Annotated in this window: 25 protein-coding genes; 9 read left to right on the top strand and 16 right to left on the bottom strand. The window is 37.3% G+C overall.

Annotation, left to right across the window (positions count from 1 at the left end; genetic code table 11):
* Nucleotides 1–6: 6 nt before the first annotated feature.
* The gene (locus HPT25_RS18930; protein WP_173067711.1) at nt 7–1,497 is read right to left on the bottom strand and encodes a helix-turn-helix domain-containing protein; all 1,491 of its coding nucleotides are present in this window, start codon (nt 1,495–1,497) and stop codon (nt 7–9) included.
* A 264-nt stretch (nt 1,498–1,761) separates the two neighbouring features.
* Here HPT25_RS18930 and HPT25_RS18925 point away from each other — a divergent pair, with 264 nt between their 5' ends.
* Nucleotides 1,762–3,093, top strand: coding sequence for a YheC/YheD family protein (locus HPT25_RS18925; RefSeq protein WP_173067708.1), 1,332 nt, complete (start codon nt 1,762–1,764; stop codon nt 3,091–3,093).
* 52 nt (nt 3,094–3,145) lie between these two features.
* On the opposite strand, the gene HPT25_RS18920 is transcribed toward HPT25_RS18925, so the two are convergent.
* The 4 genes from HPT25_RS18920 to HPT25_RS18905 all read right to left on the bottom strand — a co-directional run bounded on the left by HPT25_RS18920 (nt 3,146) and on the right by HPT25_RS18905 (nt 5,727).
* A complete protein-coding gene (locus tag HPT25_RS18920) occupies nt 3,146–4,201 on the bottom strand; it encodes an ATP-grasp domain-containing protein (RefSeq protein WP_173067705.1) in 1,056 nt (351 codons plus the stop codon).
* 174 nt (nt 4,202–4,375) lie between these two features.
* Complete coding sequence (locus tag HPT25_RS18915; protein WP_173067702.1) at nt 4,376–4,870, bottom strand: flavodoxin domain-containing protein; 495 nt, start codon at nt 4,868–4,870, stop codon at nt 4,376–4,378.
* Between the two features lie 286 nt (nt 4,871–5,156).
* Nucleotides 5,157–5,363, bottom strand: a complete 207-nt coding sequence (copZ, locus tag HPT25_RS18910; protein ID WP_173071275.1) for a copper chaperone CopZ — start codon at nt 5,361–5,363, stop codon at nt 5,157–5,159.
* A gap of 16 nt (nt 5,364–5,379) precedes the next feature.
* Entirely contained in the window at nt 5,380–5,727 is a 348-nt protein-coding gene (locus HPT25_RS18905; RefSeq protein ID WP_246277228.1) for a metal-sensitive transcriptional regulator, read from the bottom strand.
* 253 nt (nt 5,728–5,980) lie between these two features.
* On the opposite strand from HPT25_RS18905, the gene HPT25_RS18900 reads away from it, so the two are divergent.
* Entirely contained in the window at nt 5,981–7,099 is a 1,119-nt protein-coding gene (locus HPT25_RS18900; RefSeq protein WP_173067698.1) for a metallophosphoesterase, read from the top strand.
* Nucleotides 7,100–7,183: 84 nt separating this feature from the next.
* Nucleotides 7,184–7,348: a hypothetical protein gene (locus HPT25_RS18895; protein WP_173067695.1), complete on the top strand. Its 165-nt coding sequence runs from the start codon at nt 7,184–7,186 to the stop codon at nt 7,346–7,348.
* Between the two features lie 60 nt (nt 7,349–7,408).
* On the opposite strand, the gene HPT25_RS18890 is transcribed toward HPT25_RS18895, so the two are convergent.
* Together HPT25_RS18890 and HPT25_RS18885 are read right to left on the bottom strand one after the other, a co-directional pair.
* Nucleotides 7,409–7,888: a CBS domain-containing protein gene (locus tag HPT25_RS18890; RefSeq protein WP_217269755.1), complete on the bottom strand. Its 480-nt coding sequence runs from the start codon at nt 7,886–7,888 to the stop codon at nt 7,409–7,411.
* Nucleotides 7,889–7,987: 99 nt separating this feature from the next.
* Nucleotides 7,988–8,641, bottom strand: coding sequence for a TetR/AcrR family transcriptional regulator (locus HPT25_RS18885; protein ID WP_173067692.1), 654 nt, complete (start codon nt 8,639–8,641; stop codon nt 7,988–7,990).
* Nucleotides 8,642–8,892: 251 nt separating this feature from the next.
* Here HPT25_RS18885 and HPT25_RS18880 point away from each other — a divergent pair, with 251 nt between their 5' ends.
* Complete coding sequence (locus tag HPT25_RS18880; RefSeq protein WP_217269999.1) at nt 8,893–9,072, top strand: hypothetical protein; 180 nt, start codon at nt 8,893–8,895, stop codon at nt 9,070–9,072.
* A 102-nt stretch (nt 9,073–9,174) separates the two neighbouring features.
* Here HPT25_RS18880 and HPT25_RS18875 read toward each other — a convergent pair whose 3' ends face one another.
* Nucleotides 9,175–9,747 carry a DNA-3-methyladenine glycosylase I gene (locus HPT25_RS18875; RefSeq protein WP_173067686.1) on the bottom strand — a complete coding sequence of 191 codons (573 nt, stop codon included), beginning with the start codon at nt 9,745–9,747 and terminating at the stop codon, nt 9,175–9,177.
* A 212-nt stretch (nt 9,748–9,959) separates the two neighbouring features.
* Here HPT25_RS18875 and HPT25_RS18870 point away from each other — a divergent pair, with 212 nt between their 5' ends.
* The 5 genes from HPT25_RS18870 to menC are packed head-to-tail and all read left to right on the top strand — an operon-like array spanning nt 9,960 to nt 15,452.
* Entirely contained in the window at nt 9,960–10,808 is an 849-nt protein-coding gene (locus HPT25_RS18870; RefSeq protein ID WP_173067683.1) for a MurR/RpiR family transcriptional regulator, read from the top strand.
* A gap of 30 nt (nt 10,809–10,838) precedes the next feature.
* Nucleotides 10,839–11,969: an amidohydrolase gene (locus HPT25_RS18865; RefSeq protein ID WP_173067680.1), complete on the top strand. Its 1,131-nt coding sequence runs from the start codon at nt 10,839–10,841 to the stop codon at nt 11,967–11,969.
* Nucleotides 11,970–11,983: 14 nt separating this feature from the next.
* On the top strand, nt 11,984–13,468 hold the full coding sequence (locus HPT25_RS18860; protein ID WP_173067677.1) for an amino acid permease: 1,485 nt from the start codon (nt 11,984–11,986) through the stop codon (nt 13,466–13,468).
* 23 nt (nt 13,469–13,491) lie between these two features.
* Nucleotides 13,492–14,334 (top strand): GNAT family N-acetyltransferase, encoded by an 843-nt coding sequence (locus HPT25_RS18855; RefSeq protein WP_173067674.1) that lies wholly within the window; start codon nt 13,492–13,494, stop codon nt 14,332–14,334.
* 2 nt (nt 14,335–14,336) lie between these two features.
* Nucleotides 14,337–15,452, top strand: a complete 1,116-nt coding sequence (gene menC, locus HPT25_RS18850) for an o-succinylbenzoate synthase (RefSeq protein WP_173067671.1) — start codon at nt 14,337–14,339, stop codon at nt 15,450–15,452.
* 324 nt (nt 15,453–15,776) lie between these two features.
* Here menC and HPT25_RS18845 read toward each other — a convergent pair whose 3' ends face one another.
* The 8 genes from HPT25_RS18845 to flhB form a co-directional block, all read right to left on the bottom strand.
* On the bottom strand, nt 15,777–16,715 hold the full coding sequence (locus HPT25_RS18845) for a manganese-dependent inorganic pyrophosphatase (RefSeq protein ID WP_173067668.1): 939 nt from the start codon (nt 16,713–16,715) through the stop codon (nt 15,777–15,779).
* A 151-nt stretch (nt 16,716–16,866) separates the two neighbouring features.
* Nucleotides 16,867–19,041 (bottom strand): EAL domain-containing protein, encoded by a 2,175-nt coding sequence (locus HPT25_RS18840; RefSeq protein ID WP_173067665.1) that lies wholly within the window; start codon nt 19,039–19,041, stop codon nt 16,867–16,869.
* A gap of 148 nt (nt 19,042–19,189) precedes the next feature.
* Nucleotides 19,190–19,993, bottom strand: coding sequence for a sigma-70 family RNA polymerase sigma factor (locus HPT25_RS18835; RefSeq protein ID WP_173067662.1), 804 nt, complete (start codon nt 19,991–19,993; stop codon nt 19,190–19,192).
* Nucleotides 19,994–19,996: 3 nt separating this feature from the next.
* Complete coding sequence (locus HPT25_RS18830) at nt 19,997–20,386, bottom strand: hypothetical protein (RefSeq protein WP_173067659.1); 390 nt, start codon at nt 20,384–20,386, stop codon at nt 19,997–19,999.
* Nucleotides 20,387–20,400: 14 nt separating this feature from the next.
* On the bottom strand, nt 20,401–21,288 hold the full coding sequence (locus HPT25_RS18825; protein ID WP_173067657.1) for a MinD/ParA family protein: 888 nt from the start codon (nt 21,286–21,288) through the stop codon (nt 20,401–20,403).
* Nucleotides 21,288–22,598 (bottom strand): flagellar biosynthesis GTPase FlhF, encoded by a 1,311-nt coding sequence (gene flhF / locus HPT25_RS18820; RefSeq protein ID WP_173067654.1) that lies wholly within the window; start codon nt 22,596–22,598, stop codon nt 21,288–21,290. The genes HPT25_RS18825 and flhF overlap by 1 nt, the downstream gene beginning before the upstream one ends.
* Complete coding sequence (gene flhA, locus HPT25_RS18815) at nt 22,595–24,628, bottom strand: flagellar biosynthesis protein FlhA (protein ID WP_173067652.1); 2,034 nt, start codon at nt 24,626–24,628, stop codon at nt 22,595–22,597. Before flhA ends, flhF begins: the two co-directional genes overlap by 4 nt.
* A complete protein-coding gene (flhB, locus tag HPT25_RS18810) occupies nt 24,625–25,716 on the bottom strand; it encodes a flagellar biosynthesis protein FlhB (protein ID WP_173067649.1) in 1,092 nt (363 codons plus the stop codon). Before flhB ends, flhA begins: the two co-directional genes overlap by 4 nt.
* Nucleotide 25,717: the final 1 nt, after the last annotated feature.

Below are 25,717 nucleotides of genomic sequence, written 5' to 3'. Positions count from 1 at the left end.
CAGTATTTAATCTGAACCTTTTTGCATGCGAAATTCACGCGGTGACATGCCCGTTTGTTCTTTAAACATCCGGCTAAAATAGTTGGTATTGTGAAAACCTGCTAGATTGGAGACCTCTTTTACCGACTTATTACTTTCTGTCAATAGCCGCTTCGCTTCTTTTATTCTAATTCCTGAAAGAACATCTGTAAAATTTGACCCTGTTTTGCTTGCCAGAAGATGGCTGAAATAAGACGGATTCCGATCCACAAATCGGGCAACATCTTCCAGTCTTAATTGACTGTTTGAAAAATTTTCCTCCATAAAGGAAATTCCTCTCTCTACTGGATCTTGCTTAAAATTTCGAATACTGGATTCAACGCCTATAAAAATTCTTTGAATAAACAAAATTAGATTTTGTACCGTTCGATAAAGAACTGTGTCGTATAAGATGGAATGGAAAATATGTCGATATTCTTTTTCGAAGCTTTGTTCATCATCCAAATGATACGTTTTCATATATCTTCTAATTTGAGCGAGAATACTTGTCAATCTGATCCGTACGAGACCTGGGTCTGGGAATGGGCCCTGCCACTGCAAAAATTCCTGATACAGCCATTTCTTTATTTTTTCCAGATCCTTACTTTTCAGCATCTCAACCCATTCTCGCTGCTCAGGAGGAGTTAAAAATGGATCGATATGAATCCAATCCGGTAAGAACTCAAATTCCATTACTTGCCTATAACCTTTATAATAGGTGAACTCAAGCATTTTTCTTACTTGTACGTATTTTTGATTTATGGTTATGGATGGTGATTCTCCTAAATGGACACAAATCGCCAGGGGTTCAGAGAATTCCTCATCCCAACGTCTCATCACCTTTTGGCATTGTTCGTTAATGGAGCTGCAAGTTTCCTTAAATAATAAAATCACCATATCACTTAAAGGAAACGTTCCAAGCAAATCATTAAATGGATATTCCGTTAAATAGGAATAAAGTGTGCCTATATTTTCTCCATTTTCTGTTCTTAGGGCAGCGATATGGCAGTTCTCCGATCCAGATGCCTGTGGTACAAATAAGGATTCATATGATAACTCATTATAAATATTCGAATGGAGGTGTGAACCTTGAGGACGCAGCTTTACCGTTTGCTTCTTAGACGCCTTCTGAAAAACGGAATTCACCTTGGTGGTCGAAAAAGGTTTAATCAACAAATCTAATGCTTGCAAATCAATTGCCAACCGTGCTTTTTCAAACGTTGCTTCAGCACTGGTTAAAATTAATATAGGCTCATAGATTTGAACCAACCCCTTGAATGTCGACCACTCTTCCCTGCTGATCATATCCAGTTCTATTAACACTACATCCGGAGTCTCCCTCTCAAATAAAACAACAAACTCCTGATAATTCGCCGCCAGAAAAATACTCGATACCGCAATCGACGACGACTTTAACAACCACTTTAACCCCTCACGCTCATTCAAATCCCGATCCGCAATCAGCCATTTCCCTTCCATCTTGTCCGCTCCTCATTCCAATCAATACCTACCATTATAATAATTCACCCCCAATCAATAGTAAAACGATTTTAATGGTGTCAATTTAATGGTGTCAGGCACCACAAAAAGACAAATGGACGTTTTTGTCCATCCCAGGTGGACATTATCGATTAAATGGTGATTGCAGCCTTTTTTCGATTTCGAATTTACACGAATCCCCAAAAGCAAATTTGGTTTTTCATCATACTATAGTTTATCGACATGTTTTGTGGGAGGCGAAATATGGATAATTGTTTACTTTTCACCTGTCATACCTTTCAAGAAAGAAGTTTGTGCCTTCATCCGAATCTGGCAAGTAGATTAGGCATTCATCAATCAAGGGAAATACAAATTTGTTTTGGAAACAGGAGAGTTCAGGCTGTGGTCGATTTCAATGGGGAAATGAATGAAAATGAAGCAAACCTGTCCTCTGATATTATGAATTCCTTAAATATCCCTGTTCAATGCCACTTTGAGATTAAAATCTACGAAAATGAATTTCATATTGGCCCTTATATAGGTTTACTAGCTGGTTATTCAAATAACTCAGTAAAAAAAAAGCTGGATGACCTTTATGATTATATGATTCAATATCGTAACATCAACGGAATGATCATTGCCTTTTCACTTGAAAATATTGACAAAACCAATCAAATAGTTGAAGGCTATGTATTTAATCCATCGAAAAAACAATGGGAAAAAGGGAAATTCCCCTATCCCTCGTCTATTTTTATCATGACAAGCTCCGTTAGCTCCAATTGGATTAAACATTTTAAATCAATTTCTGGAGACACTGTATTCAATGATTATTTTTTTAATAAATGGGAAATTAATAATTTATTCTCTTCATCTATTGAAGTAAAAGATTACCTTCCCGAAGCCATTTTATATAAATCTCAAAAAGAATTGTATAAATTCCTTATAAAACATCCATATACTATTGTGAAATCTAAAAGTCCTTACGGAGAACCTATTTTATACAATCTTTCAAGAGACAGGAAATATATCAGCTTATCATCCCTCTCAAGAGGATTGATCAAAAGTGTTCATTTAGGGAATAAGGACCAAGCCTATTCATTATTTGATAAATACTTTAAAAAGGGTGAAATGATTGTACAGGAATCATTAGACCCTAAACTTTATAGAAAAATTGACTTCCGACTCATTATGACAAGAAATGAGAATGACTTATGGGAGAATATGGGGATGTTTGCTAGGCAAAAAGTTACAAATATCAAAACAAAAAATATTTATCCGCTAATAAAATTAGAAAAGCAACATTTAATAGATTACTTTCAATTCAGTGAATTAACTTCTAATATACTTATGAAAGAAGTGATCTATATCGCATGCGATGCAATAAAAATACTCGAACAGCAAGGTATACACATTGCAGACGTGACATTTGATATGACGATAGATGAAAAAGGAAGAATACGAATATTAGATATCGAACAATGCAACCCATCACACGAAATCGCACTCATCGCCGGCCATCCAGACCTCTACTTTGAAATCCTACACACAAACATGCTCTACGCCAAAAAACTAGCAGGTTTCCCCATAAATAATTAATGTCAGCCACCAGATATAGGAAGCCACTGTCCACCTCAGGTGGACAAACTCCCTATATTGTCTTTTTGTGGTGCCTGACACCATTTTTTAGGATCAGTTCCTTTTCGATGTAGCTCGCTCGTATGCCGAATTGTGGTTTTGGGTATTCTATTTTTTCTCCGAGTAAAATTTTGATGGCGAGGTATGGGATGTTGATGCCGGATAGGCAGCTGATGTGCATTCCACCGCTCATTCTGGGGTTGATTTCAAGTAATTTTGGTATATTGTTTTTATATTTCACTTGGATATTAAAGACGTAGGGAAGTTTATATTGTTGGTAGAATTGCTGTGCTATTTGAATTAGTTCATGGCTTTCGACCAATTCTCTTACTCTTCCTTCCCCTTTCATTCGCGGGATTGCTGCAAATAATTGTTCTGAAGATGCTAGGCAATCGATGCTATATTCAACTCCATCTAAATATTCCATCACCATTAAATCAGGAAAATATTCTTGCTGACTTAATATCTCGCAGGCATTTCGATAGGAAATTCTATACCCGCTGCTCCAATTAAAGAGCTGATCAATCGTTTCGATTTCATCTTTTATTACACGAAATCCTTTTGCCCCTTCACCAATTACCGGTTTAAAGCAAACCATGTGCCCCTGCTCCCGAAGCATCAGATAGGATTTCTTAAATTCTTCAAGATTATTAACAACATAATATTCAGGAATGGTAAAATTTTTTGTACCATTTAAACAATTATTAGAAAACATCCGATAGGCAGCAGATTTGTTTTCTAATGTCTCCATAAGGTGAACATCATTAGATACAAGCACTTTTACCCCAATCGCTTCAAAATCATCTAAGTGTTTAGCAATCAAAACATTTTCTTTATGGGGTACAAATATATGAATCCCATGGACTTTGCAAAACTCTAAACAATAAGCAATATATTCCGTGCCTGATATATCAGGCTCAACATACGAAAAGTCGCAATATTGTAGGTATAGAGCATCTTTATTCGGATGCGTCCCATATATTTTAACTTTTCGTCGATCAGGATTTTCCCGGATCATTTCAATAAAATGCAATACGGTAGTAAACCATCTATTAAACCAAATCTTCATTCTAAATCCTCTCTTTTGTTCTTTTGACTTTTTCCATTATGTACCGATTCTTTAAAATTTATAATCATTTCTTTCCATTTGCTTTTAAAAGTTCATTCCTTTCTCTAATTCTCTTGCTATTTTTAATCCCAAAAAAACGTTCCTGTCTAGAGGAACGTTTTTCATTTTATATGATTAAGCCAAAATTTTACTGGAATTATACCGATAAGCAAATTCCATAATTGAGTTGATATCCAGATTTAAGCGGTCGGTTTCCACTCGATCAACTTTTTTTACAACTTGTCGTTCAAAAAAGTTCATCCTTGAAACGAGTAATTCTCCGCCAAAGAGACCCATGGCTACTGAGTTTTTTCGCAAATCTTGCGGGAAGGCATGATTAAATTGCTCAATGGCCATCTGTCCCTCCCTCATGCAGCAGAGAAACAGTCCTAGATCTTTCTCTAAAAGTTCATCATGATATTTACTAATAAAATGTTTGATTCTTCTTTGAATTGAACCTGCGTGGATCGAACCGCCAATAATAACGCCATCGAAATCCTGCATATCTAAGTAAACTTTGTCTCGTTTCAAGTCAGCAGTCAAAACCTCACCTTCGAGATTCTCACTTAAAATGCCAACGGCTTTTTCTGTAGTACCATGGAATGAGCAATAAACTATTAATGTTTTCATTTCCTGCTCCTCCTTGCTTTTGGAATGGGCATTTTCATGCATTATTACAATAAACTTAATAAATCCTAACTTTATTATATCTGCTATATCCTTTGCTCAACGCGATTCAATTGGCAATATTTTGACAATTATTCAAATGAGGCAATAAAGAAACAGGATTCCCCCCAAATCCTCATTATTAGAGCCGAAATACCTTATAAACACTTGCTTTTCATTGACGTGCAGAGACACATAACCATCTAAAAACAAAAAAGCACTCAGGCATTTCATACCCAAGTGCTAAAATTTATTTTATATCATATCCCTGATCGTCAATGGTTTCTTTAATTTTGCTTAAAGATACGAAACTTGGATCAAATTCGACATCTACTTGACCATTCTGCAGATTGACTGCCACTTTTTTAACTCCATTAAGTTGACTGACACTTCCTTCGACTGCTTTCACACAATGGGAGCAAGACATACCACCTACATTTAATGTCACGTTTTCCATCATGATCATACCTCCATTATTTTTTCATCAATTTTTGAATGGTTACTAAAACCTCATCTAACACATCCAAATCCCCTTCTTGAATTCTTTCAAGCACACAGCTTTTCAAATGTCCTTCAAGTAAAATCTTAGCTACACTGTTTAAAGCAGATTGGGTAGCTGAAATTTGGTTAATCACATCATCACAGTACGTATCCTTTTCAATTAACCCTTTAATCCCGCGAATCTGACCTTCAATTCGATTTAATCTCGTGATAAGGTTATTTTTCACTTTATCAGAATGATGGCTCTTCCGATCGCTGTTCTGATGTGAACAGCCAAGTTCATCATGCAACTCTTCTTCTTGTTCCCATTCATGAGACATTAACACGCCCCCTTTTTTCCAATTATATCATACCCCCGTACCGTAAAGCGATGCACAGAGATTGTCTATTTTTTATCACTGTCGTAATTTTTAACATTTTGAACATTGAATAATCGCACTTTGTAACTCTTGAATATGGGTGCCTGACACCATTCAGTTTTATTGACAGCCCACTATGATCATGTGATACTTGAACTACTATTCATCTTTTTTTCTTTTAATATATGAAAACCACATTATTAAGGAGATATCAATGAAATCACGATCTATTGTTAATTTCCTCACTATTATTGTTCTCTACAGTGCCTTAACATTTTACATTGGTTGGAATACTTGGATTTGGTTTCATACTTTATGGGGGTTTCAGGATCAATGGATTTTCGGCGCCATTGTGGGAGTAATTGCTTATTCTTATATAATTGGGCACTTTTTGAAGCACTGGTCCATCTTTAAATTAATTGGTTCCTTCTGGTTTGGCGTGATGCAATATGCAATACTTTTGCTTCCTGTTGCCAATTTTCTTGGTTTGCTTTGCATTTTTATGGGTCTCCCCTCCGCATTCGTCATAGATTGGAGTGGAGGAATCGTCTTTACTGCTCTAATACTATTGTTTATATATGGTATTTATAATGCATATAGCCCCGTTGTACGAAAGTATTCCATTCAAATTCCAAAACATGCTGCCAAACTTCCATCACTTAGAATTGCCATGGCATCAGATATGCACTTTGGGAGACTTTCAGGGATCTCACATGTAAAAAGACTTGTCCGTGAAATAAATATCATTAAACCAGACTTGATCCTATTTCCTGGCGATATTGTTGATGATGATCCTAAACCATTTATTCAAAAAAACATGGGAGAAATCATGAAGCAACTTAAGGCACCACTAGGCATATATGGTGTATTGGGAAACCATGAGTATTATGGCGGAGATATTCCTGGGTTTCTAAAGGAAATGGCGCGTATCGATATCAACATAATGCTCGATCAAATCATTAAAATTGAAAATAGCTTTTATCTTGTCGGGCGCAAAGATAAAACCGATATTCAAAGAATGCCTATACAGGAATTATTAAAAGAGGCAGATGTGAATCTTCCCATCATTATGATGGATCATCAGCCTGCGGAGCTAACATTGGCAGAAAGAAGCGGTGTTGATCTGCTGCTTTCAGGACATACGCATCGAGGCCAAATGGCGCCTAACCATTTAATCACAAAAAGAATGTTTGAACTTGATTGGGGATATCTCAAAAAGAATCAGCTTCATGCTATTGTTTCTTCAGGGTTTGGTTTTTGGGGACCACCACTGAGAATCGGCAGTCGGTCAGAAGTGATTCAAATTGACATAACATTTCGTGAAAAGTCATAAAGATTTAACATCAAATAGCTCGCAAATTTCCGTATATCCGGATATAATATGTTCATACATTTTTTAATAAAGGTGTTGATTCATTTGGCAAAGCAATCTGAATCTAAAAAAATCGCAGTAAACTCAACCATATCTTTAAAAGGCATAGTAAAAGCTATTTTTAACGATACCGTTCATGTACAAATTGGCGGTAAAATTATTACCATTCCAACCTCGGAATTCTTGTTGGAAAAACCTGTTCAATCATAATAAATTGATATTCAAACAGCCCGGTACCTCACTGATGTATCGGGCTGTTATTTCATTATTTCAAATTCGATAAGATGGAACATTGAATATCCCGTATGGCATCCCCCTGCTTATGACACCAACAACATGCTGGCTTCGATCAATAACAGGCAGTTTTTTAAAATGATGCTTTGATAAAAGAATAACAACCTTTTTCATATCGTCTTCCGGATGGACGGTGACAATACGATCTGTTCTGGCAATTTTCATAATAGATTGATTCGCCACTTCAATTAACCGATGCTCCAAGTCTTCTTCCTCTAAAAGCATCGCAAAAGAAAAATAATCTACTATTTGCCGATCCTTTGGTCTTATCATTCTTAAAATATCGCCATCCGTAACAATGCCACGGAGTTTGCCATCATCGTCAACAATTGGAACACCGCCAATTCTTTTCTCTACAAGTAACTTCATGACGTCTTTTATGGTATCTGTTGGTTTTGAAGAAATGACATCGGTAATCATAAAATCTTTCACTGCCATCATTTTCACCACTCTCATTTACTAAAAGGTTCTACCATTCCCTCTTGAAGGAAGTAATCTATTTCGATAAAACATCTGTTCTAAATATATCCATCCTAGAATATATTTAGACTCAACTTAAATGTTAGTAATATTTTTGGTTTTCAATTCGATTATAACTTGCGGCGGAAAAACCATACGGCAAATAACCTTTGCGATCTCTTGATAATTAGCTGGAATTCCACTTTGACATTCTTTTTCCTGAACATTTTCAACCAATACGATCAACGACCATGTGACAGTCTCCAAATCCAAATCTCTCCAGGTTAAACCGTGATCAAATGCCTTAATTAAACCTGCTAAAATTTTAGCGTGAATTTTTCTTTTCGCTGTACGAAAAACCTCAGCAAGCTCTGAATCCTTCATTATTAATTCTGTCAGGACTCGATGTATCCCCAACTGGTTCAGCCGCTCAAAATGCTTTTCCAACATTGTTGTTAGCAACAATTCAGGATCATGGGCTAACCAGCTTGGCTCCGGCGGCAGCAATTTGTCCAATTGATCCTCCAAAAGAGCTAGTAAAAGCTGCCGTTTATCTGAAAAATAGCGATAAAAGGTCCCCACTGCCACTCCTGCATGTGAAGCAATTTCCTTAGCTGTTGTCTGTTCGTATCCTTTTAAGATAAATAATGTTCGTCCACTATTAAGCAGTGCATTTCTTTTTTGTTGGGCCCGTTCTTGTTTAGGGACAAATGGAAATGAACCAACAAGAAGGTCAGCTTGATCTGACATATTACCACCTCCTTCCTATCATAACACAAGCACCAAACATGAATCATTATTCACCTTTTATATTGACAAGTTGTCATTAGCATGTAATACTTGAACTATAGTTCATGTTTTATTTTTTTATTTGGAACCACACCGATTATTCAATTTATTTATCGATCTCTTCTAAAACATGAAGGAATTTCCTCGATGCCTTCGAATTATATATGATACAAAACTATTCTTATTTTTCTTTCATTCGATATCTTTGAAAGGTGTTGATTTATGTGGCCAACGAAAAAGAATCCAAGAAAATCTCTGTTAATTCTACAATCTCCTTAAAAGGAATCGTCAAAGCCATTTTCAACGATACCGTTCACGTTCAAATCGGAGGAAAAATCATTCCCATTCCTGCATCTGATTTTATCCTTGATAAACCTAGTAGTAATCATTGAAACTAAAAAAGCGATGTCACCCTTGTAAAGTGGACATCGCTTTTTTATGGTTTTTTTAAGTTAATTGATTTCTGCTCGAATCAACTAGGTGAGCAAAGTTTTTTATTTATGGAGGTTGACCATCTGTTTATAACAATCGCAGCTCATAACATGGTCATTTACCATTCCCACTGCCTGCATAAAAGAATAACAGATCGTCGATCCGACAAATTTAAAGCCTCGCTTTTTTAGTTCTTTACTTAGAAGATCACTAAGCTCTGTCTTTGATGGAACTTCCGATAAGTCTTTGAAGTGATTTTGGATTGTCTTTCCTTCGACAAATGACCAAATATAATCACTAAAAGAACCAAATTCATCAACAATTTTAAGAAATGCGTGGGCATTCGTAATCACCGCATTTATTTTCAGCTTGTTCCTGACGATGCCTTCATTTTGCAGCAATTCCTCCACTTTCTTTTGATCATAATTCACGATTTTTTCGGGATTAAAATGATCAAAAGCTTCTCGGTAATTCTCCCGTTTCTTTAGAATGGTATACCAGCTTAGTCCTGCCTGTGCCCCTTCCAAATTTAAATATTCAAACAACAGCCGATCTTCATAAATCGGCACTCCCCATTCATGGTCGTGATAGGCAAGATATAATGGGTCCTGATTGACCCAGCCGCATCTATTCATTTCCTTCACCTACATTCATTTTATTCTATTATCGACGATCCCACAGTTGTGTTCCAGTTTTTTGAATTATTTTTAAAAATATTAATTGTCTAAAAAGTGTAAAATCTCCTTCTATTTTTGACAAATTTGTGATAAGGTATTTTTGAATAAAGTTTTTCCTGCAACATATTTTCCAAATGAAGGATTTCCTTCATTCTTGAAAGGGTGACGGAATGGAACAAACTCCTTTTAAGCAATTGGTTAAAGAGAAATTCCCCGATCTATCAGCAGGTCAAAAAAAAGTAGCTAAATACTTAATGGAAAACCTTAACCAAGCTGCCTTTAAAACGGCATTTCAAATAGGTAGACAAGCAGCTGTTAGTGAAACCACAGTCATTCGCCTTTCGTATTCCTTGGGGTTTGAAAGCTTCAGTGAAATGCAAAACATCATTCAGGAAGAGTTATTACTCAAAAACCAAGCAGACCAAAGCAATTTCACTATGATGCCGACCCGTTCTAGTGATCCATTCAAGAAATTGATTTTAAATGAGATTCATATTTTAAAACAATTATTAAATCGGACTAATATTGATGAAATATGGAAAGCTGTTGATACGCTTATAAAAGCAGATCAAGTTCTAATCGCAGGTCATATGCTATCACATGCAGCTGCTTATTGGTTTTCCTATATGCTTGGCACCATAAGAGATCATGTAACATTATGCGCGCCAACAGATGACATATTCGAAAAAGTTGCAAACCTTACCAATAATTCAGTTATTGTTGTTTTCTCTTTTCCAAGATACTCTAACTGCACGATTAAATTGGCTGAGTATGCCGCGGAAAATGGCTTTTGCTTAATCGCCATTACTGATCGACTTCTATCACCTGTAGGCAGATTTGCAGATATCATCCTAACAACAGAAGAAAGCGTAGAAACAGGAAGCAATTCGATCGCTTCAATTATAACCTTGGTTGACCTAATCATCGAGGGAATCTACGAAAAAGATCAGGAACGGATTCAAACACATCAACAAAAATTAGAAAAGATGTATTCCAGCTTCAACGTATTTACTGAATAACTATTTTTATACATCAAGAGGTGGAACATAATGAACCAGCTACAATATATTGAGCAAAACAAAGAGTCTATTTTTCAAACTTACCATACTCTTCATGATCTAGCAGAACCAAGCTGGCACGAGCAAAAAACTTCTTTGTATTTAAAAGAAAAGTTGAAAAATGCCGGAATCCATATAAAAAGTTTTCCTAATCATTATGGCTTCATAGCTGAAATTCCGGGACAATCCGACCAGGTTATCGCTTTAAGAGCTGATATGGATGCACTTGTTCAGGAAGTGGATGGAGTTGTAAAAGCCAATCATTCTTGTGGACATGATGCCCACAGTACAATGGTGTTATATACTGCATTAGCCTTTAAAGCAAGCGGTATTATACCAAAATACACCCTTCGTTTTATATTCCAGCCTGCCGAGGAAATGGGAGAAGGCGCGCTAAAGATGATGGATGAAGGTGCATTGAAAAATGTCAATTATTTATTCGGTGTCCATGTACGTCCCCATTTTGAAGTCCCATACATGAAGGCTGCCCCAATCATCATTCACGGATCAGCAGGAACTATTAAAGGGACTATTAAAGGGAAACAGGCTCATGCAGCCCGGCCACAAGACGGCATCAATGTCATTGAAGCAGCGGCTTTAATCGTTCAAAAATTAAAACAGATTAAATTAGAAACAGCTGTCCCCTATTCAATCAAAATGACTCAGCTCGAAACCGAAAATTCTGTTTCGAATGTTATACCAGAAACAGCGCATTTTTCGATTGATGCAAGGGCACAAACGAATGATTTAATGGATGAGCTAAAAAAACGTGCCCATCAAATCGTAGAAGATGTCATTCATGAAACAGCTGCTTCCATCTCATACGAAGTGGAAGAGTTTGTTCCAGCTGCCACTCGGCACGAAAACGCAGTTATTATTGTTGAAAACGCTATCACAGATATACTTGGTTCTGAAAATGTTATCCCTTGCTGCATATCTCAAGGAGGTGAGGATTTTCACTTTTATACAGCGAAGAACCCACAATTATCAGCTACCATGTTAGGATTAGGCTGCGGTCTGGCACCAGGTCTCCATCATCCTCAGATGAATTTTAATATCGAAGCACTCCATTATGGAGCTAAAATTTTAACAAAAACACTATTATTAGCTTTAGAAAAATAAAAAAGAGGTGTTATATGGAAAATACTGTACGCAAATCTGAAACAACTGTTCCATCTTCTTCTCCACAAAAAGAGCACTTAGAGCGTAAGCTGAAAACAAGACATTTAACGATGATCGCAATTGGCGGTACGATTGGAACTGGATTGTTTTTAGCTAGCGGTACTACCATCCATGATGCCGGGCCTGGGGGTGCTTTGGCTGCCTATTTAATCGCAGGGATCATGGTCTATTTCCTAATGACCAGTTTGGCAGAAATGGCTGCATTTATCCCCATTTCCGGATCCTTCAGTACTTATACATCAAGATTTGTCGACCCAGCACTAGGATTCGCAGTAGGATGGAACTATTGGTATAACAATGCCATTATCCTTGCCTTGGAATTGTCTGCCTCATCCTTAATTATGAAATACTGGCTCCCTCATGTACCTGGAATTGTTTGGAGCGCTAGTTTTCTAGCTATTATTTTTCTACTTAATATATTGTCAGTTAAAGGCTATGGTGAAGCGGAGTTCTGGTTCTCTATTATCAAAGTTGTCACTATCATTGTTTTCATTGCCATTGGTTTACTGATGATTTTTGGAATTATGAGTGGTCATAGCGGTGGATTTGCTTTATTGACACAAGGAGAAGCGCCATTTAAAGGCGGCATTTTATCGATATTTAGTGTATTTATGGTTGTCGGATTTGCCTTCCAAGGGACAGAAATGGTCGGTGTTGCTGCCGGTGAAAGTGAAAATCCGGAGAAGGATATGCCGCGTTCGATCCGACAAATCTTTTGGCGGATTCTATTATTCTACGTTTTGGCCATTTTTGTTATCGGCTGTCTAATTAGCTATAAAGATCCAAACCTATTAAGTTCAGATATAACGAATATTGCTGTAAGTCCATTTACACTTGTTTTCAAACATGCTGGTTTTGCATTTGCTGCTGCTGCTATGAATGCTGTTATTTTGACATCCGTTCTATCTGCTGGTAACTCCGCGCTATACGTAGGCTCTCGTGTACTCTGGACTTTAGCGGAAGAGCGCAAAGCGCCTGCGTTTTTGAAAAAAATTAGCAAGGGCGGCGTTCCGGCTCCAGCCATTATCGCAACAACGCTAGTTGGAATGCTTTGCTTCCTTACATCCATGTTCGGAGATGGAACTGTTTATAATTGGCTATTAAATGCTGCTGGTTTAGCAGGTTACCTATCCTGGTTAAGTATTTCAATTACTCACCTACGCTTTAGAAAAGCCTACAAGGCACAAGGAAAAAATATGAACGACCTGCCATATGTGGCAAAATGGTTCCCATTGGGACCAATCCTGGCGACCGTACTTTGCTTAATTGCTATGCTTGGTACAAATTATCAGGCATTCATTGGCAATAAAATTGATTGGTATGGAATCGCCGTATCCTATATCGGACTTCCCCTCTTTATATTAGGGTACTTCGGATTTAAAATTGTAAAGAAATCAAAATTAGTGCCATTAGAAGAATGTGATTTCAGCAGGGAATAAAATTTTACTAAGGGGAATTGAGAATGACAAATGGACAAGATATTCAGATTCGTTCCCTTCATCAGATTGAAGAGCTGGAAGAAGCAAGAAAGCTGGAAAGTAAAATTTGGGGACAAGCAGACTCCATCCCTACACACCAAACGATTACCGCCGTCAAAAACGGCGGTTTGGTTTTAGGTGCTTTTGACGGCGAGAGATTGGTTGCATTCCAATACAGCTTTCCCGGTTTTAACGGAAAATCGGTATATCTTTGCTCACATATTTTAGCCACTGATGTTGAGTACCGGAACAAAGGGATTGGCGAGATGTTAAAGCTGGCGCAGCGCGATGCGGCAATAGAATTAGGCTACTCACTTATTACCTGGACATATGACCCGTTGGAAAGTGTTAACGGTTATTTAAATATTGCCAAATTAGGCGGAATTAGTTCGACGTATATAGAAAATTGCTATGGTGAAATGGAGGATTTGCTGAATGACGGCATTCCTTCCGATCGATTCTTAGTAGAATGGCATATTGCAGGAAATTCAAAGCAAAATAGTTCAGAAGAATTTGAGCTGGAAGATTTAATCAAGAATTCCCTTACTCCATGGGAATTACATAAAGACGGCTATCCGATCCCTGCTTCTCCCCTTCCCCTATCTAATGATGAAGGAGTTGCCTTTGTAGCGATTCCAAAGCAATATCAATTCATCAAAGATACGAATATTGAAGCTGCAATGAGTTGGAGATTGAATACTAGAACAGTTTTTTCACAAGCTTTCAAGCAAGGATGGCAAGTTAACGGATTTGCAAAAAATTCTCAGTATGACATCCCAGTCAACTTTTATATTCTAAGGAAAGACAACAGTGATAAGGAGATGTAGAAATGAAAATAGCTCAAGTAACATTAAGGCATATGAAAATGGATTTGTTATATCCGTTTACAACCAGTTTTGGAACTGAGTATGATCGGGATTTTATTCTGGTCGAAGCCAAAAGTGAGGATGGGTTAACCGGCTGGGCGGAAAGTGTAGCCATGCCAACACCTTATTATAATGAAGAAACGGTTAAAACCAACTGGCATATTTTAGAGGACTTTTTACTTCCGTTATTATTAAATAAAGATTTTAACCATCCTGATGAGTTGACGGAAAATTTATTCTCCCACATTCGAAGCAATTATATGGCAAAGGCTTGTCTGGAAATGGCAGCGTGGGATCTATACGCTAAACAGCAGAATGCTCCCCTAGCTAGACTACTAGGCGGAACGAAAGATAAAATAGACGTTGGCGTCAGCATCGGAATCAAGGATTCGATCGATGAGACATTAGAAGTCATTGAAAAGCGTCGTTCAGAGGGCTATAAGCGCTTTAAGCTTAAAATAAAACCGGGCTGGGATGTTGAATTAATCGACAAGGTTCGAAAGGTATTCCCTGATATTCCGCTAATGGCTGATGCGAACTCTGCCTACACTCTAGCGGATATTGAGCTATTGGCTGCACTTGATGATTACAATCTGATGATGATTGAGCAGCCCTTGGCCCATAATGATATTATTGACCATGCTGATTTACAGGCACGGCTAAAAACACCAGTTTGTCTAGATGAAAGTATTCACTCATTAGAGGATGCAAGGAAGGCACTTAAACTGGAAAGCTGTAAAATTATTAATATTAAAGTAGGCCGTGTTGGCGGACTTACACAAGCAAAAAGAATCCATGATTTCTGTTTGGAGAGGAACGTACCGCTGTGGTGCGGCGGCATGCTTGAGTCTGGAATTGGAAGGGCTCACAATATTGCTTTGACAACATTGCCTGGTTTTAGATTACCTGGTGATACAGCCGGCTCCTCTTTATATTTTGCCGAGGATATCATTCATCCGGAAGTAACGGTAGCAGATGGCATGATTACCGTACCAACCTCCCCAGGAATCGGTTATGAAGCCGATTTAGAAAAGATCGCTAAGTATACTTTATTTAGTAAAACATATCGAAAGTGTTAAAGACAGCGTGTGGAATTGATTCCACACGCTGTTTTTAAATTTTATGGGAGCTAGCATTATTGATTTTTAATGAAAGCTAAGTAAAAAAACATTGTTGATATATACACTGTTGATTGGAGCGGAAGGCAGGAAGACTCCAAGAAAAAGCTAACGCCTTTCCTTGGTGCGTGGGCGTATTCAAGAATGTCCTTCAATGTTCTTCGGGAGTACCGGGCTGGTAAGCCCGCGAACCGCCCGTGCCTTGAGCGGAAATTAACTGCCAAATTTAAAAGGGCCTTAATGAAAAAAACCGTTCAGGCCATTACAGCTTGAACGGTAATTAAATTAGAATTCACCTTTTGAAAATACTTCTGTTAATACAGGAACAATTTGTTTCTTACGTGATACAACGCCTTTAAGTACTGCTTCATGATGCGCAAGTGTAACATTGTAAGCTTTCTCCACAGCTTTTGCTTTGTTACCTAGAGCTAAAGCAACAGAGTCATTATTTAAAATATCGGTAACAACTAACAAGAATAGGTCAAGGTTTTCACTATTGATTCGTTCCGTAATAGCTGCTTCTACCTCAGCTTTACGTGAAAGAACATCATTTGTATCCACTGCATTTACTTGAGCAATCTCTACTTTGCTTGAGCCCATTTCGAACTGTTTAGCGTCAAGACTTAAAAGCTGCGGTACAGTTTTGTCGCTTAAATCAGCGCCTGCTTTTAGCATATCAAGACCATATTTTTCTGCATCCACTCCGGCAATTTCAGCAAGCTCTCGGGCAGCTGCCACATCTTCTGCAGTGCAAGTCGGAGATTTGAATAACAATGAATCGGAAATAATCGCTGAAAGCATTAAACCAGCTATTTGCGGTTTAATTTCTTTGCCGTTTTCTTTATACATTTTATTTAAAATAGTAGCCGTACAGCCAACAGGCTCGCAGCGGTAATATAAAGGATCTTTCGTTTCAAAATTCGCAATTCGGTGGTGGTCGATAACTTCTAGAATTTGCACATCAGCAATATCATTGGCACTTTGTTGGCGCTCATTGTGATCCACTAAAATAACTGAATTCACTTCATTTGCCACTGTTTCAACCAAACGAGGTGCTTCAGCATTGAATTTAGTTAACGCAAATTGTGTTTCATTGTTAATTTCGCCAAGTCGGACCGGCTCAACATCCAATCCTAGCTGCTTCTTCAAATCTGCATATGCAATTGCAGAGCAAATGGAATCCGTGTCAGGATTCTTGTGACCAAAAATAAATACTTTTTCCATTATGAATTCTCCTAATCGTAAATTATGTAAGGACGGGCCAGAATGATAGTCCCTAACGGAAATTATATATTAAACTGTATAAGGTTTCAAAATAAAAACCTATATTTTAATATTTTATACCATCATAACTGGCCGATAAAAATACTTTACATCAGGATGATTCAGTTAAAAATTGTTTCAAATCTTTTTCACTTAAAGGTTTGCTAAATAAATAGCCCTGCGCTTCAGTACAGTTATTTAGTTTTAGGAATTCCAACTGTTCAGCTGTTTCAACCCCTTCTGCAATAACACCCACACCAAGGTTTTGAGCCATCAGGATAATAGTCATGGCAATATTTTTATCATAATTGCTCTTCGATATATCTCGTATAAATGATTGATCAATTTTCAGATAATCAATCGGGAATTTTTTCAAATAACTTAATGAACTATATCCGGTGCCAAAATCGTCAATGGAAATTTTGACTCCCAGTTTCTTCAAATCATGTAAAATGGTCGATGCCGATTCCACATCCATTGTCATACTCTCAGTAATTTCGATTGTTATTCTATTTGGGTCTACACCGGATTCTTCTAATATTTGATTGACGATATTAATAAGATTAGGCTGATAAAACTGGCGGAATGAGATATTGATTGAAATCATCGATAATAACAAACCATCTGACTGCATTTGCTTTAATTGACGGATCGCTGTTTGTAAAACCCACTCTCCAATTGATACAATCATACCAGTTTCTTCTGCAATTGGGATAAATCGATTAGGCGGAACATAGCCAAGTCTTGGGTGTGCCCATCTGATCAATGCTTCTACTCCTGCCACTTTATTCGTTGAAAGGTTAATAATCGGTTGATAGTGAAGAGTAAATTCATTCTTGTCTAATGCTTTTCTAAGTTCATTTTCAAGTTCAAGACGGTCATACGTCTTTTTATCCATCTCTGCCTGATAAAATTGATAACTGTTTCTGCCTTCTTTCTTTGCCTGGTACATAGCGGCATCCGCTTTTCTTAGAAGCTCGTCCGCATTAGATCCATCCAAGGGATAAAGGCTGATCCCAATACTAGGAGTAATATATACCTCATGTCCATTAATGCAATAAGGTTTTGACAGCTCTTCCAAAATTCTTTTGGCTATAATGCCAGCTTCCATTTGGTTAATATCGTGTACTAATATTGTAAATTCATCTCCGCCCTGCCTGGACGCAAGATCTTGATCTCTAACGCAGCTCGTAATCCTTTGAGCGACATCTTTAAGTAGAAAATCCCCCACACTGTGTCCGAGAGAATCATTAATTAATTTAAATCGGTCCAAATCTAGAAACATTAAGCCTAACATTTCATTTTTACCATTTTTTTTATTTTTGATGGCTTCATTCACTTTATTATTAAAAAATCTTCTGTTAGGTAATTTCGTTAATTCATCATGGAAGGCCAAAAAATTAATTTTTTCTTCACTTCGGTAATGTTGAATGACTAAACTGGTTAAGTGAGTTGCCTTTTCAATTAACTGTATATGCTCATCCGCAGGAACACACGGTTTATCATGATAGATAGCAAAAACTCCTAGTACTCCATTTTGATTATCACATACAGGAGAGGACCAACACGATCTTAATCCATTTTCCAAAGCTATATCCCTGTAATGATCCCATAATGGATCATTCTTAATATCTGATACAAACGTGGGCCTTTTAAAGTATGCGGCAGATCCGCAGGAACCTTCCATGGGGCCAATTGGAACTCCATTTAGCATGTCTGTATATGGCTGAGGTAAATTCGGAGCTGAACCTAAATACAGCTTCTTATCATTTTCAACAAGGATTGCACATTTTCCCCCGTCTGACACTTCCTCAACCAACTGGATAATACTTTCAAAAATTCTTGAAATAGGATAGCCTTTTGCAATCATTTCAAGCACTGCGTTTTGTCCGCTTAGCAGCTTTTCAATATTATTCTTTTCTGTTATATCTCTGGCAGTACCTACAATACCAGTAATTTTATTATCAATATAAATCGGAGCTGCCGTAATATATAAATCTATCATATGACCATTTTTATGCTTAATGGACGCATTAAATTTACTGCTATTTCCTTGTAAAATATCATCAAAGATTTTTATTGTTTTTTCCAGACATTCCTCTTTTACTAACGGAATAAAAGACATTTGAAGAATTTCTTCTTTTGAATAACCCGTTATTTTCACTGCAGCATTATTAAAGAGGATAAAATTACCTTCTAAATCTAGAGCATAACAGGCGTCATGATTGTGATCAAATAACGATTTATATATTTCAATTTGAGAAATGGATTCATTTAAGGGTAACATCACAACACCACGCTTTCTAAACTACATTTTTATTTAATTATCGGTAAAATAAAGGATCAGTTTAATTCTTCATCAAAATAAAAAACACTCTATTTGATAACAGAGTGTTTGATTATGATCAAAATAATATTAAATAATAGCACTATATCTAATTAAAAGAGTCAAAATTATACCCTTTAGCCTCAAATGCTTGGCGCAAACGAACAATCGCTTTGGAATGAATTTGAGAGATCCTGCCTTTTGTTAGATCCATAACTTCAGCGATTTCAACTTGAGATAGCCCCTCATAATACAGCAAGGAAATTACAGTTTTTTCTTTTTCTGGCAATTTATCGATAGAAGCTGCCATCAAATTTCGAAATTCTGTCATCTGCATCTCCTTATCTTGAGAAATCGATTGATCATCTGCGATCTGATCCAGTCTGAATTGTTGTTTTCCTTCATCTTCATTGGCATTGACGGGTTCATTTAAAGATAAGAGTGTGGATAATGATAAGGTAGACATTGCTTGTTCAATTTCGTCCAACGGCATTTCTAAGTATTGGCTAAGTTCCTCTTCAGTAGGTACCCTCATCAACGTCTGCTCAAGGTGCCTAAGGGCATTGTTTAATTTCTTCGCCCTTTCCCTATAACCTCTCGGCACCCAATCCATTTTCCGAATCCCGTCAAGCATGGCACCTTTTATACGCCAAAGTCCATATGTTTCAAATTGGTAGCCTTTGTTGTAATCAAATTTTTTAATGGCTTCGATTAATCCAATATAACCTAATCCAATTAAATCTTCTCTAGGAATAATACGGTGTGGAATGCTTGCACTCAGCCTATTCGCCATTTGCTCAACTAAATGACCATACTGTTTCACTAATACTTCTTGTGAAAATGAATCTTGATTTTCTCGGTACTTTTTCCATAATAATTGATGCGGAACTGTTTCTTTGATAGCTAGTTTCACCGATTACCCCTCCTGGTTATGCACATTCCGAGCTTCAGCTGGATCTGAGAATATATCTGATATAGTATTAATATCCCCATCATGCAAAGCATTTAATGGGAGAGATTGGAAAGAAACATCATCATTTAATGCTTTATCATTATGGATATTTTTTGCTTGTTTTTGAATGGCCTTTTCTTCCGAACTTTGTTTATCAACTAACTGAACATTCTTCCTTGAGACAAGCTGATGAATAACAAACCTAATGACAAAACCTAATATGAAGAAAATTAGAAAACCAATACCTGCTCGAAATAATGACATTTGCCAGGTGTTATTCACATTTGAAAACAAATAGGTGAAAAGGAATGCGGATAAGCCCAAAAATACGTTGACCCGCCAAGATGCTGCCATATTGTTTTCTCCCCTTAAAACGATTTGCCCATTGATATTATTTTTTCAAAAAAGCCACGAATTCCTTTTGATGAAGATGATGTATTCAATTCAACTTCAGGTAAGTAGGTCCGTACGATCTCAGTAATGTTTTTGGAAGCTTCACATTTCGGATAAGACATGAGAAATGGCGTTTGCATCCGAACCGATTGACGGACATGAACGTCCTCCATGATAAATCCAAGCGTATTCAAATGAATTTTAAGAAATTTACTGCAAGCATTTTTCAATGATCGTGATGTTTCAATGGCTTCTTTATATGATTGTGCCCGATTGATGACTAAACGAAAATTGGGAGGCATTTTATTATAATGAATCACAGTCTTTAATACAGAATACGAATCGGCAATTGCCGTTGGCTCTGGTGTTGTGACAAGAATCGTTTCATCAGACGCTAAGATGAAATCCACGAGTTCTTTCGATATCCCTGCTCCGGTATCAAGCAAGATAAAGTCTGCATATGATTGGAGCTCCTGAATTTGGCTCCAAAAAAACTTAAGTGCATACTGATCGATTTCTAATAAATCTTGAATGTCAATTCCACCGGCAATATATTCGATCCCGCCAGTTCCAGTTTCTAATACATCCCAAATATTCTTTCTCTCATTAAGAACATGTGTAAGATTATATTTAGGGGTCACACCCATGAGAATATTTATATTAGCGGTTGTTAAATCCAGATCCAATACTACTACCTTTTTTCCCGCAGACTTTAAACCGAGGGCAAAGTTAAGGGTAAAATTGGATTTCCCTACCCCGCCTTTTCCACTTGTTATGGTAATGACACGAGAAGGATGATTGCTATTTTCCTGCTGAACTTGAAATCGCTGCATATATTCCCGCAGACTTTGCGCCTGATCCATTATTCTTCCACTCCTAATATATCTCGCGCCATTTGTGCCGCATCGATAGTCGTAATATCTTCCGGAACACTTTGTCCATTTGTAATATACGATAATTGATATGGATATTTATAGGCAATATTCAGGATCGAGCCATAGCTTGAGGTCTCATCAAATTTTGTTAAAATAAGTTTTTTTACAGGGCTGTGTAAAAAACCATTTAATAAAATTTGCATATCTTCGAACTTGGTTGTTAAGCTCAACACAAGATAGTTATCGCTCTCGACCGGGTAGTTTAAAAATTCTTTAATGGAATCCCGGTATTGTACTTCTTTAAAATTTCGGCCAGTGCTGTCCATGTAAATCAAGTCGTAATTTTCAAGTCTATTTAAGGCTTTTTCCAATTCTTCTTTGGAACGAACAACTTCAATTGGTACATTTAATATTCCCGCATACGTTTTCAACTGTTCCACCGCTGCAATACGATATACGTCTGTTGTGATCATGGCCACTTTTCTTTTTTGCTTTAACACTTGTTCGGTTGCCAATTTGGCAATCGATGTGGTTTTTCCGACTCCCGTAGGACCAATGATGTTAATCATTCGAGTACGTTCATCGACAATAGAGGTTTTAGAAACTTTTTTTTCGATGATATCTTTAATGATGGTATAAATTTCTTCTTTGATAACTGCATCATTCAAGTCATGAATGGACTCGTATTTTTTTAATAAAGTTTCGACGATATAATCTGCAACCTCATCATCTACACCTTGTTTTTTTAATCGATTAATCCAATTTGTCATGACAGTAGGAGCTGCATTCCCCTGTGAATCTTTCATCATCAAATTCATCATCATTTTTTTCATATGCTGCAGTTCATCAAGCAACGCGCTGTCAGCCTCTTTGGTTACTTCTGGGTTCTTAACCTGTTTTTGCAATGGTTTTTCTTCTATTTTTTCTTGTGATTTTTCCAGAGTTTTATCAGCAACAGATGGTTGCTGTGAATAATACTTGTATAGTTTTTGCGGTGTTTGATGAAAAACAGAGCTATTTTTCTCAGGATCTTTCGTAAAGTGATCGAATTTGGTTTGATCAGGAATTCTTTTTTCAGGCTTTACAATTTCCTCTTTTGAGAATTTAGGCTCGAACTCTTTGTTTTCCTTTTCAACTGCATAGGCAGTAACTTCATATTTTTGTTTTGTAAACAATCCAAACACACCGCCGGTTTTGATTGTTCTTGTATTTATGATAATCGCATTCTCCCCAAGCTGCTGACGTACCATCTTTAATGCTAAGGGCATGGTTTCTGCTATGATTTTCTTTGGTTTCATATATTCACCACTCCAATACTCTGGATTTCAATATCCGGCTCCAGCTCCGTATAAGCAAGTACTGGTACTGTAGGCATAATTTTATCGACAAACTGTTTTAAATACATGCGAATGTTTGGTGATGTAAGGAAGATTGGCTGGCCTCCTGAATTGACCACACGTTCAATTTGCCCTTGTAATTCTTCTGTAATTCTTCTTGTTGTTTGCGGATCCATTGAAAGGTAATATACACCTGCCTCCGTCTGTTGAATACAGTCTGAGATACCTTTCTCCAATGTTGCACCTGCAGTTAATACATGGATGACTCCATTCTCTGCGTATTGATCGGTAATTTGGCGAGTTAAGGACTGACGAACGTATTCTGTTAGAACCCGTGGATCTTTTGTATAGACAGCATAATCTGCCAAAGTCTCGAAAATAGCTGATAAATCTCTAATGGAGATTTGTTCACGCAGCATGTTCTGTAATACTTTTTGAATTTCTCCAATAGATAATACGCCCGGTACAAGCTCCCCTACAAGATTAGGATATGTTTCTTTTAGGTTATCTACTAATTCTTTTGTTTCTTCTCTACGCAGTAATTCGTGTGCATGGCGTTTTAATACCTCAGTTAAATGAGTTGCAATAACAGATGATGGATCAACAATCATATATCCTAATAGTTCAGCCTTTTGTTTTTCTTCTGAACTTACCCAAACTGCCGGTAATCCAAACGCAGGCTCTATTACTTGAATTCCCTCAATATCTCCACCTTCAACACCCTGATTCATGGCGAGGAAGTGATCCAGGTATACTTCACCTGCTGCAATACGATTTCCGCGGAATTTCAATACATATTGGTTTGGCATTAATTGCAAATTATCGCGTATACGAATGGTTGGAATCACCAAGCCCAGCTCAATAGCGAACTGTCTGCGGATCATGACGATACGATCTAAAATGTCTCCGCCTTGTTTTTGATCAGCCAATGGAATTAAACCATAACCAATTTCCAATTCCAAGGTATCCAGCTGTAATAGATTGACTACTTTTTCTGGACTGCGGATATCCTCTTCTTGTTCCACTTTTTCCTCTTCTTCTTTACGAATGTCTTCTTTTTTAATATTTTTCTGCATTGTATAGGCACCAAAAGCCAAGATTCCTGATACAGGAATCGTTAATAACAATCCGATTGGTGTGAATAATCCAAGTAGAAAAATGGTTCCGGCAACAATATAGAGCAGCTTTGGATATTTGAAGATTTGCTGCATAATATCTGTACCAAGATTGCCTTCTGAAGATGCTCGAGTTACGGTAATACCAGTTGCAGTTGAAATCAAGAGCGCTGGCACCTGGCTGACAAGACCGTCCCCGACAGATAACAGCGTATAGGTATTAGCAGCTTCTGCAAATCCCATACCATGTATGGCAATCCCAATTGCAAATCCACCAATTACATTGATGATAAGTATTACAATCCCGGCAATAGCATCCCCTTTTACAAACTTACTGGCACCATCCATTGCCCCATAAAAATCGGCTTCCTGCTCTATTTTTTTGCGGCGAATTCGTGCATCTTGTTCGCTGATTAACCCCGCGTTCATATCAGCATCAATACTCATTTGTTTACCAGGCATCGCATCTAATGTAAAACGTGCTGCAACTTCAGCTACACGTTCCGAACCTTTGGTAATAACAATGAATTGGATTACGACAAGGATTAAGAATACAACAAAACCTACTACCGGGTTACCGCCAATAACGAACGAACCAAATGTCTCAATTACCTTTCCCCCATCCGCTTTTGACAAAATGGAGCGAGTGGTTGATACGTTCAGTGCCAAACGAAATAACGTGGTGAGTAATAATGCGGTTGGAAATATCGAAAAATCCAAAGCCTCTTTTGTATTCATCGCTACTAAAAGGATTAACATTGATAAAGAAATATTAAGAATTAATAAGAAGTCCAATAATATTGTTGGCATCGGAATGATCATCATCGAAACAATCAATATTACGACTATTAGAACTGAAATATCTTTTGCCTTCATGTCATCATCCCCTTATACCGGCCTTCCTGATAGTACACATAAGCTAAAATCTCTCCTACTGCATTGAACAATTCTTCGGGAATTGTCTCTCCTATTTCTACAGAAGCAAATAAAGCACGCGCCAATGGCCGATTTTCTACTGTCATAATTTTATTTTGTTTAGCAATTTCTTTTATTTTTAAAGCAACATGATCCTGCCCTTTAGCAATCACCAGCGGGGCATCCATTGTGTTTATATCATAGCGGATGGCCACTGCAAAGTGAGTTGGGTTCGTAATTACAACGTCAGCTTTAGGAACTTCCTGCATCATCCGCTTCATTGCCAGTTCACGCTGCTTGGCTTTCCTTTTTCCTTTAATGTGCGGATCGCCTTCCATCTTTTTAAATTCTTCCTTGATTTCTTGTTTAGACATCCGCAGCTTTTTCTCATATTCAAATTTTTGATAAAAATAATCAGCTGCTGCCAAAACGATTAAACATCCGGAAGCGGAAACTCCAATTTGAAGAATTAAAGAACCGATAAAACTCGCAGTATCCCAGATGTTTTTTTCACCAAGTGACACCAATTGACCTCTTTGATTCCAAATGATCAAAAAAACAACTGTGGAAGTTACGCTTATTTTCAAGATAGATTTAATTAATTCCACCACAGTGCGGAAAGAAAAAATATTTTTCGCACCTTGCAGTGGATTAATTTTACTAAACTTCATTTTCAAACCTTCAGGATTAATCATAAAACCGACTTGAGCAAAGTTTGCGATTAGTCCTGCTGCTACAACGATTGCAAAGAAAGGTGCAATTAATTGTGCAGATTCAATTAATAATTCTTTATATAAAACCTGGGTGTTTTTAATCGTTACATCCCAGCGTAAATAATCCTGAAAGCAATGAATGAAAATATTAAAACACCCTGCCACTAAATTCTTTCCACCAATTAATAAGAAAGAAAATGAAAGGAGTAATGTAAGGGCTGAAGATACTTCCGGGCTCTTAGCGACCTGCCCTTTTTTTCTTGCATCCCGTCTTTTTTGAGGAGTAGCTTTTTCCGTTTTTTCTCCAGAAAAGAATTGCAGATCAAACCGAAGCATC

This window comes from Neobacillus endophyticus (genome assembly GCF_013248975.1).
Lineage (GTDB): Bacteria > Bacillota > Bacilli > Bacillales > Cytobacillaceae > Neobacillus > Neobacillus endophyticus.
This window is presented reverse-complemented; position numbering and strand designations above follow the sequence as displayed.

Bases quoted from the DNA above. Each gene is read 5' to 3' on its own strand.
- HPT25_RS18845 (WP_173067668.1), bottom strand. From the start codon at position 16,715: ATGGAAAAAGTATTTATTTTTGGTCACAAGAATCCTGACACGGATTCC.
- HPT25_RS18870 (WP_173067683.1), top strand. From the start codon at position 9,960: ATGGAACAAACTCCTTTTAAGCAATTGGTTAAAGAGAAATTCCCCGAT.
- HPT25_RS18855 (WP_173067674.1), top strand. From the start codon at position 13,492: ATGACAAATGGACAAGATATTCAGATTCGTTCCCTTCATCAGATTGAA.
- HPT25_RS18915 (WP_173067702.1), bottom strand. From the start codon at position 4,870: ATGAAAACATTAATAGTTTATTGCTCATTCCATGGTACTACAGAAAAA.
- copZ (WP_173071275.1), bottom strand. From the start codon at position 5,363: ATGGAAAACGTGACATTAAATGTAGGTGGTATGTCTTGCTCCCATTGT.
- HPT25_RS18930 (WP_173067711.1), bottom strand. From the start codon at position 1,497: ATGGAAGGGAAATGGCTGATTGCGGATCGGGATTTGAATGAGCGTGAG.
- HPT25_RS18920 (WP_173067705.1), bottom strand. From the start codon at position 4,201: ATGAAGATTTGGTTTAATAGATGGTTTACTACCGTATTGCATTTTATT.
- HPT25_RS18890 (WP_217269755.1), bottom strand. From the start codon at position 7,888: ATGAGAGTGGTGAAAATGATGGCAGTGAAAGATTTTATGATTACCGAT.
- HPT25_RS18825 (WP_173067657.1), bottom strand. From the start codon at position 21,288: ATGGATCAGGCGCAAAGTCTGCGGGAATATATGCAGCGATTTCAAGTT.
- HPT25_RS18830 (WP_173067659.1), bottom strand. From the start codon at position 20,386: ATGGCAGCATCTTGGCGGGTCAACGTATTTTTGGGCTTATCCGCATTC.
- flhA (WP_173067652.1), bottom strand. From the start codon at position 24,628: ATGAAGGCAAAAGATATTTCAGTTCTAATAGTCGTAATATTGATTGTT.
- HPT25_RS18840 (WP_173067665.1), bottom strand. From the start codon at position 19,041: ATGTTACCCTTAAATGAATCCATTTCTCAAATTGAAATATATAAATCG.
- HPT25_RS18900 (WP_173067698.1), top strand. From the start codon at position 5,981: ATGAAATCACGATCTATTGTTAATTTCCTCACTATTATTGTTCTCTAC.
- HPT25_RS18865 (WP_173067680.1), top strand. From the start codon at position 10,839: ATGAACCAGCTACAATATATTGAGCAAAACAAAGAGTCTATTTTTCAA.
- HPT25_RS18925 (WP_173067708.1), top strand. From the start codon at position 1,762: ATGGATAATTGTTTACTTTTCACCTGTCATACCTTTCAAGAAAGAAGT.
- menC (WP_173067671.1), top strand. From the start codon at position 14,337: ATGAAAATAGCTCAAGTAACATTAAGGCATATGAAAATGGATTTGTTA.
- HPT25_RS18885 (WP_173067692.1), bottom strand. From the start codon at position 8,641: ATGTCAGATCAAGCTGACCTTCTTGTTGGTTCATTTCCATTTGTCCCT.
- flhF (WP_173067654.1), bottom strand. From the start codon at position 22,598: ATGAAACCAAAGAAAATCATAGCAGAAACCATGCCCTTAGCATTAAAG.
- flhB (WP_173067649.1), bottom strand. From the start codon at position 25,716: ATGCTTCGGTTTGATCTGCAATTCTTTTCTGGAGAAAAAACGGAAAAA.
- HPT25_RS18905 (WP_246277228.1), bottom strand. From the start codon at position 5,727: ATGTCTCATGAATGGGAACAAGAAGAAGAGTTGCATGATGAACTTGGC.
- HPT25_RS18860 (WP_173067677.1), top strand. From the start codon at position 11,984: ATGGAAAATACTGTACGCAAATCTGAAACAACTGTTCCATCTTCTTCT.
- HPT25_RS18875 (WP_173067686.1), bottom strand. From the start codon at position 9,747: ATGAATAGATGCGGCTGGGTCAATCAGGACCCATTATATCTTGCCTAT.